The sequence below is a fragment of the Streptomyces sp. NBC_00091 genome, assembly GCF_026343185.1.
In the GTDB taxonomy this organism is placed as follows: domain Bacteria; phylum Actinomycetota; class Actinomycetes; order Streptomycetales; family Streptomycetaceae; genus Streptomyces.
In genome coordinates this window covers 3,637,454-3,655,540 of sequence record NZ_JAPEMA010000001.1, presented here as the reverse complement: position 1 = coordinate 3,655,540, position 18,087 = coordinate 3,637,454, and the positions used below count along the sequence as shown (strand labels likewise).

The following is an 18,087-nucleotide window of genomic DNA, read 5'->3' as shown; positions in this document are numbered from 1 at the left end:
GGCTGACATCAGCGGGTGTTCGGTAGGCATGGCTGCCGAACACCCGCTGATTCTGTTCTCAGTCGTAAATCCGTCAGCAGGACGGCACTGCCGCCTCGTCCCGACCCAGCGCCCGCAGGGAGTTCACCGCGTCCGTCAGCGAAGTGACGGGAATCAGCTGAAGCCCCTCGGGGAGCTCGGACTTGGCGTCCGAGCACTCCGCCTTCGGTACGAGGAACACGCTCGCCCCGTCGCGCCGCGCGGCCTGGGTCTTCAGGCCCACCCCGCCGACCGCGCCGACCGTCCCGTCAGCGCTGATGGTTCCCGTACCGGCGATGGTGCGGCCGCCGGTGAGTTCGCCGCCGCTGCCGTCGCCGTCGAGCTTGTCGACGATGCCGAGGGAGAAGAGGAGCCCGGCGCTGGGGCCGCCGACGTCGGCGAGGTTGAGCTGGACCTTCACGCCCTTGGGGTCCTTGTGGAGGTAGCCGAGCGCGGCGGCCGCGGCGGCCGACTGCGAGCGGGTCATTTCCTCCAGGTTGTGCTCCTCGATCTGCTTGTCGCTTCCGCCCGAGGGATAGACGGACTCGCGGGGCATGACCGCCTGGTCGCTCTTGAACCAGTGGTCGACCAGCTCGTGCAGCTTCATGGTCGAGGAGGGGCCGGTGGCCCGGATGGTGGTCATCCGGAGCTGGCCCTTGGTGTCCCGTACCGGGGAGCCGGTGATGGTGATCACCGGCTTGCCCTGGTCGGAGCCCAGTACGTCGGCCGTGGGGCCGGGCACGGCGACCACGAAGGGCAGCGGCGCGAGGGCCGCGACGGCGAACAGCCCGAGGACGGGCACGGCGCAGACGGCCAGGGCGGCGGGACGCGGCAGACGTGTGAGGCGAGAGAGCACCGGGCCAATCTACCGACCTGGGTGCCACCGTCTTCCCCGCCGGGCCCGGCGACGGGCTGTGGCGGCCGCCCCGCGACGGCCTGGCGGCCCGGCGCGGGGGGCGGCTGCTCAGCGCAGGGCGTCGGCGACCTCGCGGGCCGCGTCGACCACGCGGGGTCCGACCCGCTCCGGCACGGCGTCGGCCAGCATCACGACGCCGACGCTGCCCTCCAGTCCGGTGATGCCCACCAGGGGCGCTGCGGCGCCGCTGGCGCCCGCTTCCAGCTCCCCGTGGGTCAGGGTGTACCCGGGCTCGATGAGCGAGCCCTGACGGGCGGCCAGGATGGCCCGGCCGGCCGCGCCGCGGTCCAGCGGGTGGCGGAAGCCGGCCCGGTAGGCGACGTGGTAGTCGGTCCAGGTGGGCTCCACCACGGCCACCGCGAGCGCCTCGGTGCCGTCGACGAGGGTCAGGTGCGCGGTGGCACCGATGTCCTCGGCGAGGGAGCGCAGCGCGGGCAGGGCCGCCTCGCGCACGAGCGGGTGGACCTGCCGGCCCAGGCGCAGCACGCCGAGCCCGACCCGGGCCCGGCCGCCGAGGTCGCGGCGGACCAGGGCGTGCTGCTCGAGGGTGGCCAGAAGTCGGTAGACCACGGTGCGGTTGACACCGAGGCGGTTGGAGAGCTCGGTGACGGTCAGACCGTGGTCGGTGTCGGCGAGCAGCTTGAGGACTCTGAGCCCTCGGTCGAGAGTCTGGGAGGTTTCCGCGGTCACGACGCCCTCTCCCTCTTTATCGGTGGGCGGCGGTGACTCTCACGGGTGGAGCGCTGCCGGTCCCTCGGCGACGCACGGAGAGGCCGCCGGTAGCGGCCATGGCACCGGCTGCGCTCCCGCGGCGGCGCTGCCACGGGGCGTTCGATGCGGGGACAGTAGCGAGCCAGTCCGCTGAGCGAAAGGCCTCGTCCAGAATCCGGGCGCCTACTGCCGGTTTAGGCCCTTTTCTCCGTACGGGTGTGCCAATTCGTAATCTGCCATGGCTGAAAATCACTTTACGGGGCCATTACTCTGATCGTGTTCAAAAATGATGTTGGGGGTGGGCGGGGCGGATCCGCGCCTAGAACTCACATAGGGGAAAGAAGCAACAGTGAACCTGAAGCGCATGGCCGTCGTCGCCGCTGCCGCCGTAGTCGGCCCGACGGTCCTCATGGCCACGCCGGCGATGGCGGACGAGGCCCAGAACCCGGCCGTCACGACCCCGGACACCGCTCCGAAGGACGACGCCGCGGCCCCGGCCCCGGAGGCCCCGGCCGCCGCCAAGCCCGCCGCCGAGACCCCGGCCGTCACCCCGGCCGTGGAGACCCCGGCCGTCACCCCGGCCGCTCCGGCCCCGGCTCCGGCCGCTCCGGCCCCGGCCAAGCCCACCGCCGAGAAGCCGGCTCCTGCCCCGGCCCCGGCTCCGGCCGACGAGGAATACCTGGAGGACCAGGTCGCCACCGGCCCGGTCCTCGGCCTGGGCGGCGTCCCGAGCGCCTTCAAGGCGGGCGGCGACTGGACGAACCTCACCGTCACCGTGGACAACTCCAAGGGCAAGGCGCAGGAGAGCTACGTGCTCGTCCTGGCCGTCGGCGACAAGGCCGCCGAGCTGGAGGCCGAGGACGTCAAGATCCAGATCTTCCACAAGGGCGCCTGGCACGACGCCGAGGTCATGAGCCACGCCGGCTCCGTGGTCGCCCTGCTGACCGACGACATCGCGATCCCGGCCGAAAAGCTCAGCCTCAAGGTCCGCGTCAAGTTCAACGCGGGCGCCCCGGCGGGCGAGATCATCGTTGCCGCCGCCGGCGGCAGCAACGTGGACGAGAACGTCTTCTCCGACACCGCCATCGTCAAGTCGGAGATCGTCTCCCGCAGCACCAACGGCGGTGGCAACACCGGCGGTAACACCGGCACCAAGCCGAACGGCGGCGGCACCACCACGCCGATCGTCGACAACGGCGGCTCCGGCAACACGGGCAACAACGGTGGCAACACCAACACCGGCGGCCAGCTGGCCGAGACCGGTGCCGACGCCGCCACCAGCTGGGCGCTCGGCGCCGGCGGTGTGGCGCTGGCCATGGGTGCGGCCCTCGTCGCCGGCACCGGCCGTCGTCGCCGCGTCTCCGCCTGACCCACAGGCCACGAGAACGGGGTCCGTGCGCACCAGCGCACGGACCCCGTTCCGCGTTCAGCGTTCCGCCTTCAGCGACGGCCCGGACTCACCGCATCCGCGTCGCCCACTCCTGCACCTTCTTGATCCGCTCCCGCAGCTGCCCCGCCGTCGCCTCCGCGCTCGGCGGCCCGCCGCAGACCCGTCGCAGCTCGGTGTGGATCACCCCGTGCGGCTTCCCGCTCTGGTGGACGTACGCGCCCACCATCGTGTTCAGCGACTTGCGCAGTTCCAGCAGCTCCTTGTGCGAAACCACCGGCCGCCGGTCGGCCGGCAGCTCCAGCAGGTCCGCCTCGGAGTCGGGCTTGCGGCGGCTGTGCGCGATCTGCCGCGACTGCCGCTTCTGCAGCAGCAGCTGCACCTGGTCCGGCTCCAGCAGCCCCGGGATGCCGAGGTAGTCCTGCTCCTCCTCGCTCCCCGGGTGCGCCTGCATGCCGAACTCGGCGCCGTCGTAGAGCACCCGGTCGAAGACGGCGTCGGACTCCAGCGCCTCGAAGGACATCTGCTCGTCCTCGCCGGTGTCCTCGTCCTCCTGTCGGTTCGCCTCGTCCATCTCCTTCTCGGACTCGGCGTACGGGTCCTCCTCGCCCTGCTTCTTCGGCTTGTCGAGGACGTGGTCGCGCTCGACCTCCATCTCGTTCGCGAAGCCGAGCAGGTAGGGGATCGTCGGAAGGAACACGGAGGCCGTCTCGCCGCGCCTGCGCGATCGCACGAAACGCCCGACCGCCTGCGCGAAGAACAGCGGGGTCGAGATGGTCGTCGCGTACACGCCCACCGCGAGGCGCGGGACGTCGACGCCCTCCGACACCATGCGGACCGCGACCATCCAGCGGTCGTTGTTCGCGCTGAAGGTGTCGATGTTCTTCGAGGCCCCGGTGTCGTCGGAGAGCACGACGGTCGCCTTGGTGCCGGTGATCTCCCGGATCAGCTTCGCGTACGCGCGCGCCGCGTCCTGATCGGCGGCGATGACGAGGCCGCCGGCGTCCGGGATGCCCTTCCTGACCTCCGTCAGCCGCTGGTCGGCGGCGCGCAGCACGTTCGGCATCCAGTCGCCGCGCGGGTCGAGCGCCGTGCGCCAGGCCTGCGAGATGGCGTCCTTGGTCATCGGCTCGCCGAGGCGGGCCGCGATCTCGTCGCCCGCCTTGGTGCGCCAGCGCATGTTGCCGCTGTAGGAGAGGAAGATGACGGGCCGGACGACCCCGTCGCCCAGCGCGTTCCCGTAGCCGTACGTGTAGTCGGCGGACGACCGCCGGATCCCGTCGTTCCCCTCCTCGTACGTGACGAAGGGGATCGGGTTCGTGTCGGACCGGAAGGGCGTACCGGTCAGGGCCAGGCGGCGGGTCGCCGGGTCGAAGGCCTCCAGGCAGGCCTCGCCCCAGGACTTGGAGTCGCCGGCGTGGTGGATCTCGTCCAGGATGACGAGCGTCTTGCGCTGCTCGCAGCGGTTGCGGTGCAGCATGGGCCGCACGCCCACACCCGCGTACGTGACGGCGACCCCGTGGTACTCCTTGCTCAGCGGCCCGGCGGAGTACTCCGGGTCCAGCCGGATGCCTATCCGGGCGGCCGCTTCGGCCCACTGCTTCTTCAGGTGCTCGGTCGGCGCGACGACGGTCACCTGCTGGACCACGTGGTGGTGCAGCAGCCAGGAGGCCAGGGTCAGCGCGAAGGTGGTCTTGCCGGCACCGGGGGTCGCGACCGCGAGGAAGTCCCGCGGCTGCGTCTCGATGTACCGGGTCAGGGCACCCTCCTGCCAGGCACGCAGCTTGCTGGCGGTGCCCCACGGCGCACGGCCGGGGAAGGCGGGTGAGAGGTGGTGGGAGGCGGTAGTAGTCACGGTCTCCGGTTCGTCGCTCTCGGCAGCAGTCGTGGCAGTCGTACGTAGGACAACCGGGCCACCTTACCGGTGCGGGCCCGCCCCTCGCGGAGGGACAGGCCCGTGACCTCGGCGGGTGCGGCGAGGGTCACATCGCTTCGTGCAGCGCCCGCAGCCGCCGCGCGATCTGCGCCACGTCCTCCAGGCTGCCGGTGGCCACCTCGATCACCAGCTTGTACGACTCGTCCTGGTCGACGTCGACCATGTCGGTTCCGTTGAAGTCGAGGAACACGACGGTGCACATCCACGCCATGCGCTTGTTGCCGTCCACCAAGGGGTGGTTCACGGCGAGCGACTGGAGCAGCGCGGCGGCCTTCTCGAACAGGTCCGCATACGCCTCTACCCCGAACATCTGGGACTGGGGCCGGTGCACGGCGGAGCTGAGCAGGCCGAGATCACGTACGGCGACGCTCTGTCCCGCCATGGCGAGCTCGGCCAGCTCCAGGGCCTCCGGGACGGTCAGGTACTTCACTCACTCCCCCAGCCGGCGCAGCAGGTCGGCATGGTGCTTGGCGTACTTCTCGCCCAGCCGGCGGACGGTCGCGCGGTCGGCCTCCTGCTCGAGGTACCGGTCGATCGCCTGGAGCACTATCGCGTGCATGCTGCGGCCCTCCTCCTCGGCACGGAGCTTGAGGGCCTCTTGCTGGTCGTCGCGCAGACGCAGGTTCATCGCCATACCAAAACGGTACCAGCGGTGGGGCCACAGTGGTACTACTCCGTGCGCGCGGCCGGACCGTCCAGCCGGGTCGCGACCCAGGCCCCCACCAGCGCCACCGCGGCCATCGGCAGGAACACCACCAGGAAGGCGCCCGGGTGCGAGGCCCCCGCCCCCTCGGCGACGGCGTGCCCCGCCCCCACCGCTCCCCCGCCCAGCGCGGCGAAGGCCGCCCCGCCGGCGGCCAGCAGCACCACGTTCGCCAGCGCGTCGGAGATCTGCAGCGCGGCGGAGTTCGCCCCCGCCTCCTGCGGCGCGGACAGCTTAAGCAGCAGCACGCTGGTCGAGCCGATCACGAGCCCCATGCCGAGGCTGCCCACGGCCCAGGCGAGGGCCAGCGTCCACACCGGCACGGCCTCGATGAGCACCGCCGGGGCCGCGGCGATCGCGAGGGCCACCAGCACCATCCCGGCCACCATCAGCCGCTCCCGGTACGGCGCCATCCGCCCCTTGGACTGCACCCACGAGCCGCCCGCCCACGTCAGCCCGCCCAGCGCGAGCGAGAGGCCGGCCAGGGTCGGGCTCATCCCGCGCTGGGTGACCAGCATCAGCGGTACGAAGCTCTCGGCCCCGATGAAGGCCCCCGCCGCCACCCCGCGCAGCAGCACCACGGACGGCAGCCCGCGCCGGGCCCGGTAGGTCCCGCGCGGCAGCAGCCCCAGCACCGCCGGCACGAGCAGGGCCGCGCCGGCCACCCCCGGCACCAACGACAGCCACCGCAGGTCCTGGGCGGCGTACTGGAGCAGCCCGGCGCCCAGGGAGATCCCGAGCGCCAGCCGGATCCGCCGCCGGTCGAAGGCGGCGGGCGCCTGCGGATCCACCGGCCCGGAGGCGGTCCGGCGTATCGCGGGCAGGGCCACGATCAGCGGTACGACGACCAGCGCGGGGATCCCGAGGAACACCCACCGCCATCCCAGGTGCTCGGTGACCGTCCCGGCGGCCAGCGGTCCGACGATCGACGGCACCACCCAGCTCGCGGCGAAGGAGGCCATGATGGCGGGCCGCAGCCGCTCCTCGTAGGCCCGGCTGATCACCACGTACAGGGCGACGATGACCAGCCCGCCCCCGAAGCCCTGCACGGCCCGCCCGAGGACGAACAACCCCATCACCTGCGCGGTCCCGGAACACACCAGCCCGGCGGCGAAGGCCCCGATCCCCACGGTCAGCGGTCTCAACGGCCCCTGCCGGTCGGCCCACTGGCCGGACAGGACCATGGCGAAGAGGCTGGTGGTGAAGTAGGCGGAGAAACCGAAGGCGTAGAGCCCGATCCCGTCCAGCTCCCGCGCGGCGACGGGCATGGCCGTCCCGACGGCGGTGGCCTCGAAGGCGATCAGGAAGATCACGGAGATGATCCCGATGCTGAGCGTCCGGTACGCCGGCCCGAGAATGCCGCCCTGCGGAGGCGGGGCGGCGGCGGTCTCTGATATCCGGGGTTCAAGGGCGCTCATCGCCCCAGCGTAAGGTCCACACCCCACTCTCGCCCCTGTCATTTAGACCGATCCCGCCTCAGCCCCGCGACCTAGGTCCATGAACGCGGCATGGCAGTCACATTGCAGCCCCCGCGCCCCCCCTTCCCCACCCCCGACACCCCCCGTACGTTCGTACTCAGCACGACACACCCAGCCGTGTGCCCGAGTGGTTGAGGGACTCGCCTGCAAAGCGAGTTACGCCGGTTCGATTCCGGTCACGGCTTCTCCCGAAGGCCGTCCAGCGCCGTAAGGCACCTGGGCGGCCTTCACCGTGCCCGGGACGGATCGGACTACGGGGCGATCGTCCGGGCTGCCCTCTGCTTCACGACCAGCTTGTCCGGCAGGCCTCCGTTGTTTTCGCACCCCAGCTCCTTGGCCATGGCCAGAGAGGCGGAGTGAACGATGGCGAGGTTGGCCTCGCGCAGTTCGGGCTCGTCTCCGTTCGACCCGTCCAACATGCTCACACTCGCCGCGACCGGCACGGCCTTGTCGAGCCCTGCGAGCCGAGTGCTCGCGCAGTCGAAGAACAGCCTGGCCTGCCATGAGATCGCCCAGGCGTTGCGGCCGAGGTCGTACTCCCAGTAGTGGCCCTTCCCGCTCTCGGACTCCTCTCCGGTCCGTTGCAACTCGCTCTCGATCTCGAAGCTCAGCGAGAGCCCACGCCGCTCCACCTCGTCCACAGGAGTGGCCTGGCACGCCTCGCCGCCGAGCGATGCCCCTGCCTTCGCATAGCCACGGGCCAGGACGTCGGCCACCCATCCGACCCCCGGGTTCGCTCCGTCCTCTGGTGGCTGGAACCGCGTCGCCCCGGTGACCCGCTCAATGCCCCTCACCGCTTCGGGGTTGAGGATCCCCTCGGGGCACACCTCGGCCCCGGACAACTCGGAGGGACGAATAGGCCTAGGGGGCTCGCCACCCCCGCCGCAGCCCACGAGCAGGGCCGTGGCCGCCACGCACCCGACCAGCGCCCTGCCCCTGTGCCGCCCGGAGCGGCCCGGTCTCCACCCGCTCATCCGCGCCGCCTACTTCTTGACCACGGACTGGTGGCCGGTGTGCCGCTCAAGCCCCCAGCCGGTGTTGTAGCCCGTCAAGCTGGACTGCTTCAGGATCTCGTCGAGCGGATCTTCCAGGCCCGGCGGGTGCTGCACCAGGAACTGCCTCACGGGTGATCGGGCCATCTCCTCGCCGTGCTGATAGACAGCCGCTTTGTCCTCGTGGGCCTTGCCCTCTCTGCGGTCCTTCTCTCGCTCGGCTTCGGCCTCGGACCAGTCCTTGACGATGCCGCCCGTAACCTGTTCCAGTGCTCCGCTGCCGGTGTCGACGGCAAGCGGCACGACCACCGCAGCGGCGCCGGCCGCCATGGCGGTCGCTGGCAGGAACGCGACTCCCGCCGCGATGGCCGCCGTCGTGCCGAACTCGACCCATCCCGAGCGCTGCTGCACGGCCTTGTCGTAGTCCTTGACCCACTTCTCGGCATCGGCGGCGATCTGCTTGCTCCTCGATTCGTCCAGGATTCCCTGGAACTCCCCGCCGGTGCGGGCGGCTTCCATCAGTCCGCTTCGGTTAAGCCTGCCGTCGGGACCCACCTGGGACTCCAGCACCGAGGCCTGGAAGACGGACTCCGCCCGGGACATGGTGAGGTAGGAATCCGGGTGCTGGCCGAGACTGCTCAGGAACTTACGGGCTACGTCGGGTTTGACCTCCATATGTCCAGCGGCGACCTCGGCGAACACGCTCCGCGAATGGTTCTCGTTCAGGCTGTGGTTCAGGTCGTCGATGTAGCCCGCACCCATTCGGCCCAGACTGTCCGCCATCGAGTCCTGATGCTTGAGCAACTCGGGGTCCCCGCCGTACTTCACCACGACCTGCTCCATGATGCGCGAAGAGGCCTCGCCGCGCTCCAGTTTGGGCGACGGATCGTCCCAGGCGTGTCCGAGGGTCGCTGCCTCCAGGGCATGCCCAAGGGCATCCGGCATGTACTTCTGGACCTTGTTCAGGTCGTCGAAGTTCGTGCCCTCCATGTCGATGGTGTAGTCGTACTTCGCGTTACCGAAGAAGTCGAGGTAGCTGGTGACCGGCTGGCCCTTGGCGTCCTTGCCCAGGTCCGGAACACCGGACTTCTCGGTGCCGTCGGGGTTGTAGGCGTGGGGGGAGCGCTCGGGGTCGAAGAACTCGGCTGCGGCCGCCGGGCTGTGGCCCATCGCCTCCAGGAAGCTGACCACCGGGTCGTAGCCGGCTCCGTTGATCCCGGAGGGGTTCAGCATGTTCTTGCCGTAACCGTTGACCTGCCGGGCCTGGTTGAAGAAGTCCGGGTCCTTGGCGTGGATCTGCGTGGCGTGCTCGGCGATGGGGACCAGGAACTTGGGGTCGTAGTTCCCGTAACGCATGATGCCGCCGAGCAGCTGGTACCCGTAGGGAGGGTTCTGGTCGTACCTGGCGAGCGGGATGTGCTGGGTACCGAGCTTGCGCAGCTCCTGCGCGTAGCTGTCCGGCAGGTGCGGCTCGGTCTTCGAGCTGGTGGCGGTGGCCAGGTTGAGGCCCAGGTTCTTCTGGAGTTCCTGGACGTCCTTGAGCCGCTGCTCGTCGAGCTTCCCGTAGTCGTGGGTGTCGGTCGACAGGTACCCGAAGAACTGGAGCGCCCCCTTGGGCCCGAGCCCCTCGTAGAACCTGGTCGAGAACTCCGGCACCTTGGCGTTGTCAGCCAGCAGCTCGTTCAGCTCCACGAGCTGCGCGTGGGAGAGGTCCCGACCCTTCCGCGCGAGATCGGTGGCGCGGCCGGCCTGCTCGGCGGTGAGGCTCGAGTACTTCGGGCCGCTGAAGTTGTGGTCCTCGGCGACGTTGGCGTTGAGCAGGCGGGCCAGCGACTGGTCGACGTCGTCGCAGGCGTCGATGGCCGCGTCGATCTTCGCCTGCCACAGCGGCCGGTTGACGCGGAGGGCCTCCTGGTAGTCCGGGTCGTGGCGCGCCGCGTAGCGGTCCTGCTCCGTGACGAGCGGTACCGGCTCAACCTTCCCCTTCCCGTCGACCCGGAACCCGGCGGCGGGCGCCTCCTCCTCGGCGATCTTCTTCAGCCGATCACGGGAGGACTTGAAGGTGTCGTGTCCCTGGGTGAGCGCCTGGTGAATGCCCTTGGCCTCTTTGGCCGCGTCCTCGAACTCCTTGGCCGTCTTGTCCACGAACTGCCGCGCCACGCCCGCGGTGACCCCGCTCCATTCGGCCTTGTCCGACCTGGCCTTCATGCCGTTGCGGGCGGCCTCGGCCAGTTCCTCAAGCTTCGTGACCACCGCCTGCCAGTCGCGGACCGCGGTGGCGAGCTTGTCGATGGGGGCGTTCAGCACGTTCTCGTACGTCAGCACGCGGTCAAGCGGCCTTTCTGTGCGGGGAGTACTTACCTAGATCGATCGCAGCGCATCAACTTCAGTCCGATGGAACACCAATTCCGATCTTGACTGGACTCGCCATTGAATTCGATGGATTCGCACTCGAAGTCCTCAACACGGCGCGCACGATCCCTCCATCCCCCCTGAGATCAACGCACGCGAACAATTTGCTCCAGAATTCCGTCACGAAACGATGTACGCGTGTCACACCTGAGAACAATGCCTGTCTTTTTTGGATCTGGGGGCACGTCGGCCATAAATCGTCGACATGATTGAGAGCGTGAAGGCAGACATGGGGCGTAGGTATCGCGCGTACCCCACAGACGGTCAGGGTCAGGTCCTGACCAGGTGGGGGCATACGGTGCGCGCTCTGTGGAATGTCGCTCTGGAGCAGCGGATGTATCTGTGGGAGCAGCGCCGGTATACCTTGCGGTCGGCCGAGCAGTGCAAGCAGCTGACAGCTGGCCGTGCGGATCTCGAGTGGTTGGGCGAGCTGCCTGCGCAGGCCGGGCAGCAGATCCTGCGGCAGCTGGACCAGGCACACGACAATTTCTGGAACCTTCAGGCCGGGTTTCCGAGACGGAAGAAGCGCGGCCACCGCCTGTCCATCCCATTTCCCGGCCAGGCCATCGAGATCCGCAAGCTGAACCGCAAGTGGGCCGAGGTGCGTCTGCCGAAACTCGGCTGGCTGCGGTTCCGGCTCTCCCGTGCGATCGGGGGCACAGTCCGTAACGCAACCGTGTCCCGGGACGGCAACGGCTGGCACATCTCGTTCGGTATTCACACTGGCCGCCAGCCGGGCGCGCCAAACAAGAAGCTGGCGTGCGGGGTGGACTTCGGCGTCGCCGTGTCCGCGTTCGTCTCCACCGAGACCACACCCCGCCTCATGCCACCGACGCTCACCGCCAACGAGAAGAACCGGCTCAAAGCACTGGAGCAGCGCAGGGCGCGGCAGCTCACCTACGCGAAGAAGCACAACGGAGGAAGGTACAGCCGCCGCCTGCGCCAGACGATCACCCAGATCGCGAAACTCACCGCCAGGCGAACCAACCGGCGCCGGGACTTCACACACAAGCTCACCACCGACCTCGCCAAAAACCACGGCATGATCGGCATCGAGGACCTGCGCGTGAAGAACATGACCAAGACCGCGAAGGGCAGCGTCGAGACGCCAGGGAAGAAGGTCCGGGCCAAGGCCTGCCTGAACCGGGCCATCCTCGATGGCACCCCGGGCGAACGACGGCGGCAACTCGAGTACAAGACCCGCATATACGGGTCCGTCCTCGTCGCCGTGCCGCCGTTCCACACCTCCCAGACCTGCGCCGCCTGCGGCCTGGTCGATCCCCAATCCCGTCAGGGATGCGGCCGGCTGTTCGCCTGCACCCGCTGCGGGCACGAAGACGACGCCGACCACAACGCCTCGGTCGAGATCGAGGCCCGAGCCCGCCGGACGAGTGGCTCGGACATCAACAGCACGCACAGCGCCCCCAGGGTGCGAGTCCGGGCCTCCCGCCCGAGGCGTACGCGTGAAGCCCAGAGGCCCGCCCATGCGGGCTGAAGGGAATCGCCCCCATCCATAGGGCGAGAATCGTCAATTGAGGTACTCGGCGATCTTGGACGTCGTGAACTCGGCGTAGAGCTGCTGCTCTTCCTTGTTGTGCGAGGAGAGCGAGTAGTTGAGGCCGTTGGAGATCTGGGCGCAGGCGGCGCCGAGGGTCTTGACCTGGCTCTCCCAGCGGCCGTTCACCTTGGCGAGCGCGGCCCCACTGGCGAAGCCCTCCTTGGCCAGCGCGCCGGCCGCCTCGGCGGAGGCGGTGGCGGCGTGCTTGCCGTCGGTCTGGAGGCGGGAGTGCAGCTTGTACGCCTCGCTGCCGACGGCGCCGATGTGGTCCTGGTTGAGCGCGAGGTCACTGCCGCCCCCTCCGGGGGTGGCGGGGGCCTGGTTGAGACGCATGGAGATGTTGGCCGCGGCCGTGGCGCGTGCGGCGGACCATTCCTCTTCGAAGGACATCCCGTGCGCTCCACTCCTGTGTCGGTTCAGGTCAACGCTTGGCTCGCCGTACGAAGACTGCGGCGACGGCTCCGCCGATCAGGACGCAGGCCCCTATGCCGAGGGCGATCCAGGGCAGGCTGCTGCCGTCGCTCTTGTCTACCGCAGACCCGGCTCGCGGCGCAGGCGACTGCGTGATCTTTCCCCCTGCCGAGGGAGCCGGGGAGGTCTTGGCCTCCGCCGCGGCGAGATCGGGCAGCGGAAACACGTCCGCCGGGCCGGGGTCGCCGGGGGTGGGCAGCGCGATGCGGGGGCGGACGACGCCGTAGCCGATGTAGTCGTTGCGCTCGACGCCGTCGACGGGCTTGCCGGCGGTGTTCAGGAGGACGCGGAGGATCTGGTTGTTGGTCCAGGTGGGGTGGGCGGACCAGAGCAGTGCGGCGGAGGCGGAGGCGAGGGCCGAGGCGTCACTGGTGCCGTGGGTGGTGCATAGCCCCGTCTTTCCAGCGCAAGCCGTAACGATGTCAATACCGGGGGCAGCCATGTCAACTTGCGGCCCGTGCTGCGACTCTTTGGTCGCGCCACCATCGGCGCTCACTGCTCCGACGCCCACTACTCCAGGCGTTGCGCCCGGGTACTCAACGCTGTTGACCGTGTCGCCGTCATTGCCCACAGCCGCGAAGATCAGCTTCCCCTTGGAGAGCGCGTACTTGACGGCCTCAGACCGATCCTGATCACCTTCGGTCGAGCCTTCTTTCCCCAAAGAGATATTGATGATCTTGGCATCCGAATCTGCGGCATACCGGATGGCGGAGACCCAAAACGGGGTGGCCTCGCCCATCTCGTGCGGCACCCGAATCGGGAGAATCTTTACGCCCGGCGCTAGTCCGTATGCTCCGTCGCCGCTCGGGTGCTTTCCAGAGCCAGCAATCATCGCAGCAATGCCTGTGCCGTGCCGACTGTAGTCGTCGCGCTCGTCTCCCTCGTACCCTTTCTGCCCCGCTGCAAAGTCCTTGCCGGGAACAACCTGGCCCTCGAGTTCCGGAATCCGCGCGACACCGGTGTCAATCACGGCAACGGTGATGCCCTTGCCAGTGCTGATCTTCCAGATGTCATCGGCCTTCATGGCATCGAGATGCCACTGCTGCTCTCGGATGGTCTGCGCATGGGCTGGGGTCGCGGCGACCCCAGCCAACAGCAGACCCACCAGGGCCGAGGTCGTCTTCCGCATGCGCATCCCGTGCAACGTCCGTTCCGCTCAGTCGATCACTGGCGGAACAACGCGACGGTTGCCCTGCCAGGTCTCTTCGTCCTCGGCCAGGTAGTCGGGGCGGCCGCCCCCCTGGGCTCCACGCCGCCCGCTCGGAGCAGGTGCACTGGCACCGCCGTGGCCCATGGCACCAGCGCCGGGCCCGTTGCGCACGAGGCCCGACCCGCCCTGGGTAAACGGCTGGCCAGCAGGCTGACGACCCCCGACAACACCGCCCGGCTCCATGGCCAGTCGACGACCAGTAGCCGGACTGCCCGGGGTGCCGTGCGGACCACCGAGGCCGCCACCCATCATGCCGGGCACGCCGCGTCCACCGGCGTGCGGGCCTTCCGCGCCGATGACAGTGCCGCGCGGGATACCTGCACTGGGCCCGCCGGTGGGGATCTGACGGCCTCCTACGATCCCGGTATCGCGCGGAAGTGGAACCTGGAGGCCGCCAACCTTGCCGCCACCAACGGGAGGTCGCGTGAACGGCTGTTGGCCGCCCCCCAGCGCCGGAGGCACACTTATCGGCGGATGAGTCAGAGGCGGGGTGGGCCCGTTGGGAGGGTTCCAACCGCCGCCAGGACCGCTAGGTCCGGGTCCGACGGGCAGACCGGGGGCCGAGGGCAGAGTCTTATCCGGAAGCGTCGCGACATGATCGAGATTTACACCCACGTGACGGTCCGGCGTCACCGGTGGATGTACCGGTGGAGTCGCGGGCACCGCGGGCGGGGAGCCATCCAGCTGCGTCAGACCGCCAGGTACTCCCCCTGCCTGGGGCGAGAGTCCTGTGCCCGACCCCGACGACACGTACGCCGAACCCCCTGAGTAGCCCTCAGAGCTGGACACTCCACTCGTGCGGGCCCGGTCGGCACCGCCGTATCGGTCATCGGGCGCGAAAGCCCCCGGCGGCGGAGGGAACGTCGGTACCTCCGCCCTGTTCATCTGCGTCGTCGACGACTCGTACGACTGGGCCAGCTTCGTCAGTTGCTGGATCGCTTGCTGGCGGTCCGTGCTGAGCTTCGTGTGGGCCGTCTGGCCGATCTGCTGGGCGTCCGGGTCGTTGTGGTACTTGCGGGCCGCCTCCAGGTTCTCGGCCGCCGCCGTGTCGTACTTCGGGGTGTTGGCCTTGACCTCGACCATCGTCTGGGCGGCTTCCGTCATCCACTTGCCGCCCGCCTCGCTGTACTTGCCCAGCAGCAGCGTCGCGCTGCCCGCGCGGCTCACCCAGTCCTGGAACTTGTGGGCGGCCTCGCCCTCCCAGCCCTTGACCTGGTGCTTCTTGAGGCTCTCGCCAATCTCCTTGATCGCGGCCGCGGCATTGGTCAGCTGCGTCGCCCGCGCCTTGACCGTCTCCGGGTTGAGGGAAGCGATCATCGCGAGCAGCTGCTCGTGCGAGTGCCCCTCGAAGTTCGTCGTCGCCATCAGACCGTTCCCTTCGACGTGCTCGGGGTCGGGGTCGCGGCGGGAGCGTGCTTCTGGGCTTCCTTCTCCTGCTGGACCAGGGGGTCGCGGTCGGGGACGTACTCGTCCTTCGAGCGCTTGATGAGGGCCCGCATCCGTGCCTGGGTCTCCTCGTCCACGCCGCCGTAGCCCTTGCCCGCCGTCAGGATGGCGATGCCCAGGGCCTCGATCTGTCCCGCCAGGCCCTCGGACAGCTTCTGCAGTTCGCCGTGGACCGTCGTGTACGCCTTGAACAGCGCGTCGGCCTCCGCGAAGCCCGTGCCCAGCGTGCCCGCCGGCAGGGTGCCGTGGGCCAGCTTCTGGGCGTCCGCCTCGGAGCCGTCGAGGGTCTTCAGCAGGGCGTCGACCCGCTTCTTGTAGTCGGTCATCGACTCGTACTCGACCTCGAGCGCCTTCGCCTGCGCCATCACCGCGGCCGCCAAGCCGCCGGCGACGCTCACCCCCAGCACCCCCGGACCGTTGTCCACTGCCACGATGCCCTCCCCCGATCCCCGTCCCCGTTCGCACCCGTTCGCGTCACTCTAACGATCGGCGCCGACAGGGCCCAAGCGGCTACGAGTTGGGCACCCCCGCCGCCACCGCCGCCGATGGCCGGATCGGGATCCTGTTCACGGGGCGGCCCGTCGCCGCGCGGACCGCCGAGGCCACCGCCGCCGGGGTGGTCACCACCGGGACCGCGCTCGCGGCCTTCGCGCCGAAGGGGGCCACCACGTCGCGTTCCTCGACCAGCCGGACGATCCGCACCGCCGGGGCGTCCAGGGACGTCGGCAGGGCGTAGCCCGTCAGGTCGGGGTGGCGGACCAGGCCGGCGACCGAGCGGAGGTTCTCCGTCAGGGCCGCGCCCACGCCCTGGGTGACGCCCGCTTCGATACGGGCCTCCAGCTGGCGGGGGTTGAGGATGCGGCCCACGTCCTGGGCCACCGCGAGCTCGACCACCCGTACCGAGCCCAGTTCGATGTCGACGTCGACCACCGCGCGGATCGCGCAGAAGGCGAGGCCGACGAAGGCGTCGCCCTGGCCGTCCGCGTCCAGCGGCTCGGTCGGGTGGGGGCGGCACTGGGCCGTCGCCCAGAGCTCCTTGCCCTGTATGGCCTCCGTGACGGTCATGGAGAAGGCGCCGTCGTACGACGTGATCCGGCCATCCGCGATCTGGAGGAGTTCCGTGGACATGCCCAGCTTGTGGGCCATGGGCTGGAGAAGCTGGGTGCGGACCATCTTCGCCGCCCGCTCGACGGCACCGCCCGAGACCCACGTGTGGCGGCCGTGGGCGGCGGGGCCCGCCGGGGGCTGGTCGGTGTCGACGGGGGCCATCGCCACCTCGTCGACGCCGAGGACCTCCTGGACGATCTGGCGGGCGAGGGTGGCGAAGCCCTGGCCGGTGTCGACCGCCGCGCAGATCACGGTGGCGCCGCCGTTCACGATCTTCACCGTGGCGGTGGAGACCTCGTCCGCGCCCTCGGCGCCGAGCATGTGGACCATGCCCACGCCGTAGCCGACCCCGCGCCGCACCGCGCCGGGCTCGCCGGCGCCCTCGGGGCCGCCGGGCAGCAGCCACTCCTCCTCCGGGGTGTCCTTGGGGAGGGCGGGGAGCGGATAGTCGCGGACCGCGCGCAGGAGTTCGGCGACCGGGGCCGGGCAGGTGACGGTCTGGCCGGTGGGGAGGAGGTCCCCGGTGGCCAGGACGTTGCGCATGCGCAGCTCCGCGCCGTCGATGCCGAGGGCGGCCGCGAGCTTGTCCATCTGGCCCTCGTACGCCGCGCAGACCTGCATGGCGCCCTCGCCCCGGACGTGGCCGGAGGGCGGGTTGTTCGTACGGACCGCCCAGCCTTCGACGAAGGCGTGCGGGACGACGTACGGGCCGCACGCGAAGGCCACCGCCGCGGCCAGGGACTCCGCGGAGGAGTCGGCGTAGGCGCCGGCGTCCATCAGGATCTGGGCCTCGACCTTGACCAGCCGGCCCTCGGCGTCCGCGTGGTGGCGGTAGCGCAGCAGGGTCGGGTGGCGGTGGGCGTGGCCGAGGAAGGACTCCTCGCGGGTGGCGGCCAGCTTCACCGGGCAGCCCGTGCGCAGGGCGAGCAGGCCGAGCGGGAGCTGGAAGGCGGCGTCCTCGCGGTCGGCGGTCGCGCCCGGGACGCCGGTGACGACGACGCGGACGCGGTCCGGCTCCAGGCCGAAGCAGGCGGCGGCGAGGTCGCGGTCGGTGTGCGGGTCGGTGGAGGCGGTGTAGATCTCGACCCCGCCGTCGGGGCGGGGCACCGCGAGGCCGGCCTCGGCGCCGATGGGCGCGGGGTCCTGGCGGCCGATCCGGTACAGGCCCTCGACGACGACCTCGCCGGTCGCCTCCGGGTCGCCGTAGCGCAGCGGGATGTGCCGGATCAGGTTGCCGTCGGGGTGCAGCGGGGCGGCGCCGAAGGACTGCTCGGGGTCGGTGACGGCGTCGAGGAGTTCGTACTCGACCGTGATGGCGGCGGCGGCCAGGCGTGCGGTGTCGGGGTGGTCGGCGGCCACGGCGGCGATGGGCTCGCCGTGGTGGCGTACGACGTCGTGGGCGAACACCGGCCGGTCGGCGATCCGGCGGCCGTGCGTGGTCGCGCCGGGCACGTCGGCGTGGGTGATGACGGCGCGCACGCCCGGCATCTCGGCGGCGGCCGAGGTGTCGATGGAGCGGATGCGGGCGTGGGCGTGCGGGGAGCGCAGCACGGCGGCCCACAGCAGGCCCTCGGCCCACAGGTCGGCGGCGTAGGGGAAGGTCCCCTCGGCCTTGGCGCGGGCGTCCGCGGACGGGACGGAGACTCCGATTCCGCGCAGGGGGCGCGGCTGCTCGGTGTCGCCGTCCGTGCCGATGCTCACCGTCGCCATGGTGGTGGTCGTGGTCGTGCCGGCCGTCGCCG

The 18,087-nt window shown here is 70.3% G+C and carries 15 protein-coding genes and 1 tRNA gene; 3 read left to right on the top strand and 13 right to left on the bottom strand.

Translation table 11 applies throughout. The features are described 5' to 3' along the window. Positions 1 to 73: 73 nt before the first annotated feature. Both OOK34_RS16870 and OOK34_RS16865 read right to left on the bottom strand, forming a co-directional pair. Entirely contained in the window at positions 74 to 874 is an 801-nt protein-coding gene (locus tag OOK34_RS16870) for a S16 family serine protease (RefSeq protein ID WP_267034694.1), read from the bottom strand. Between the two features lie 108 nt (positions 875 to 982). Further along, the gene (locus tag OOK34_RS16865; protein ID WP_007264382.1) at positions 983 to 1,624 is read right to left on the bottom strand and encodes an IclR family transcriptional regulator; all 642 of its coding nucleotides are present in this window, start codon (positions 1,622 to 1,624) and stop codon (positions 983 to 985) included. Positions 1,625 to 1,994: 370 nt separating this feature from the next. Between OOK34_RS16865 and OOK34_RS16860 the strand changes: the two genes are divergently transcribed. Beyond that, positions 1,995 to 3,014, top strand: a complete 1,020-nt coding sequence (locus OOK34_RS16860) for a hypothetical protein (protein WP_267034693.1) — start codon at positions 1,995 to 1,997, stop codon at positions 3,012 to 3,014. 88 nt (positions 3,015 to 3,102) lie between these two features. On the opposite strand, the gene OOK34_RS16855 is transcribed toward OOK34_RS16860, so the two are convergent. The 4 genes from OOK34_RS16855 to OOK34_RS16840 form a co-directional block, all read right to left on the bottom strand. Next, complete coding sequence (locus tag OOK34_RS16855) at positions 3,103 to 4,887, bottom strand: DEAD/DEAH box helicase (protein ID WP_267034692.1); 1,785 nt, start codon at positions 4,885 to 4,887, stop codon at positions 3,103 to 3,105. A 127-nt stretch (positions 4,888 to 5,014) separates the two neighbouring features. Continuing rightward, a complete protein-coding gene (locus OOK34_RS16850; protein WP_267034691.1) occupies positions 5,015 to 5,398 on the bottom strand; it encodes a type II toxin-antitoxin system death-on-curing family toxin in 384 nt (127 codons plus the stop codon). Continuing rightward, positions 5,399 to 5,596, bottom strand: a complete 198-nt coding sequence (locus OOK34_RS16845; RefSeq protein ID WP_267036775.1) for an Arc family DNA-binding protein — start codon at positions 5,594 to 5,596, stop codon at positions 5,399 to 5,401. 41 nt (positions 5,597 to 5,637) lie between these two features. Next, positions 5,638 to 7,089, bottom strand: coding sequence for an MFS transporter (locus OOK34_RS16840; protein WP_267034690.1), 1,452 nt, complete (start codon positions 7,087 to 7,089; stop codon positions 5,638 to 5,640). 173 nt (positions 7,090 to 7,262) lie between these two features. Between OOK34_RS16840 and OOK34_RS16835 the strand changes: the two genes are divergently transcribed. Continuing rightward, positions 7,263 to 7,334: transfer RNA gene (locus tag OOK34_RS16835), tRNA-Cys, on the top strand. A 66-nt stretch (positions 7,335 to 7,400) separates the two neighbouring features. On the opposite strand, the gene OOK34_RS16830 is transcribed toward OOK34_RS16835, so the two are convergent. Beyond that, positions 7,401 to 7,865, bottom strand: a complete 465-nt coding sequence (locus OOK34_RS16830; RefSeq protein ID WP_267034689.1) for a hypothetical protein — start codon at positions 7,863 to 7,865, stop codon at positions 7,401 to 7,403. A gap of 267 nt (positions 7,866 to 8,132) precedes the next feature. Further along, positions 8,133 to 10,466 (bottom strand): hypothetical protein, encoded by a 2,334-nt coding sequence (locus tag OOK34_RS16825; RefSeq protein WP_267034688.1) that lies wholly within the window; start codon positions 10,464 to 10,466, stop codon positions 8,133 to 8,135. A 304-nt stretch (positions 10,467 to 10,770) separates the two neighbouring features. Between OOK34_RS16825 and OOK34_RS16820 the strand changes: the two genes are divergently transcribed. Further along, positions 10,771 to 12,048 carry a transposase gene (locus OOK34_RS16820; protein WP_267034687.1) on the top strand — a complete coding sequence of 426 codons (1,278 nt, stop codon included), beginning with the start codon at positions 10,771 to 10,773 and terminating at the stop codon, positions 12,046 to 12,048. Positions 12,049 to 12,081: 33 nt separating this feature from the next. Here the strand turns inward: OOK34_RS16820 and OOK34_RS16815 are convergent, their stop codons facing one another. The 5 genes from OOK34_RS16815 to OOK34_RS16795 form a co-directional block, all read right to left on the bottom strand. After that, entirely contained in the window at positions 12,082 to 12,501 is a 420-nt protein-coding gene (locus OOK34_RS16815) for a hypothetical protein (protein WP_267034686.1), read from the bottom strand. Positions 12,502 to 12,532: 31 nt separating this feature from the next. Next, positions 12,533 to 13,711 carry a type VII secretion-associated serine protease mycosin gene (mycP, locus tag OOK34_RS16810; protein ID WP_267034685.1) on the bottom strand — a complete coding sequence of 393 codons (1,179 nt, stop codon included), beginning with the start codon at positions 13,709 to 13,711 and terminating at the stop codon, positions 12,533 to 12,535. Between the two features lie 27 nt (positions 13,712 to 13,738). After that, on the bottom strand, positions 13,739 to 15,157 hold the full coding sequence (locus tag OOK34_RS16805) for a WXG100 family type VII secretion target (RefSeq protein ID WP_267034684.1): 1,419 nt from the start codon (positions 15,155 to 15,157) through the stop codon (positions 13,739 to 13,741). Then, a complete protein-coding gene (locus OOK34_RS16800; protein WP_267034683.1) occupies positions 15,157 to 15,669 on the bottom strand; it encodes a DUF2563 family protein in 513 nt (170 codons plus the stop codon). Before OOK34_RS16800 ends, OOK34_RS16805 begins: the two co-directional genes overlap by 1 nt. A 79-nt stretch (positions 15,670 to 15,748) precedes the next feature. After that, the gene (locus OOK34_RS16795; RefSeq protein WP_267036774.1) at positions 15,749 to 18,055 is read right to left on the bottom strand and encodes a xanthine dehydrogenase family protein molybdopterin-binding subunit; all 2,307 of its coding nucleotides are present in this window, start codon (positions 18,053 to 18,055) and stop codon (positions 15,749 to 15,751) included. Positions 18,056 to 18,087: the final 32 nt, after the last annotated feature.

What these genes read in the sequence shown, in the direction of transcription:
- OOK34_RS16845 (WP_267036775.1), bottom strand. Translation starts at nt 5,596, where the DNA reads ATGAACCTGCGTCTGCGCGACGACCAGCAAGAGGCCCTCAAGCTCCGT.
- OOK34_RS16840 (WP_267034690.1), bottom strand. Translation starts at nt 7,089, where the DNA reads ATGAGCGCCCTTGAACCCCGGATATCAGAGACCGCCGCCGCCCCGCCT.
- OOK34_RS16815 (WP_267034686.1), bottom strand. Translation starts at nt 12,501, where the DNA reads ATGTCCTTCGAAGAGGAATGGTCCGCCGCACGCGCCACGGCCGCGGCC.
- mycP (WP_267034685.1), bottom strand. Translation starts at nt 13,711, where the DNA reads ATGCGGAAGACGACCTCGGCCCTGGTGGGTCTGCTGTTGGCTGGGGTC.
- OOK34_RS16805 (WP_267034684.1), bottom strand. Translation starts at nt 15,157, where the DNA reads ATGGCGACGACGAACTTCGAGGGGCACTCGCACGAGCAGCTGCTCGCG.
- OOK34_RS16795 (WP_267036774.1), bottom strand. Translation starts at nt 18,055, where the DNA reads ATGGCGACGGTGAGCATCGGCACGGACGGCGACACCGAGCAGCCGCGC.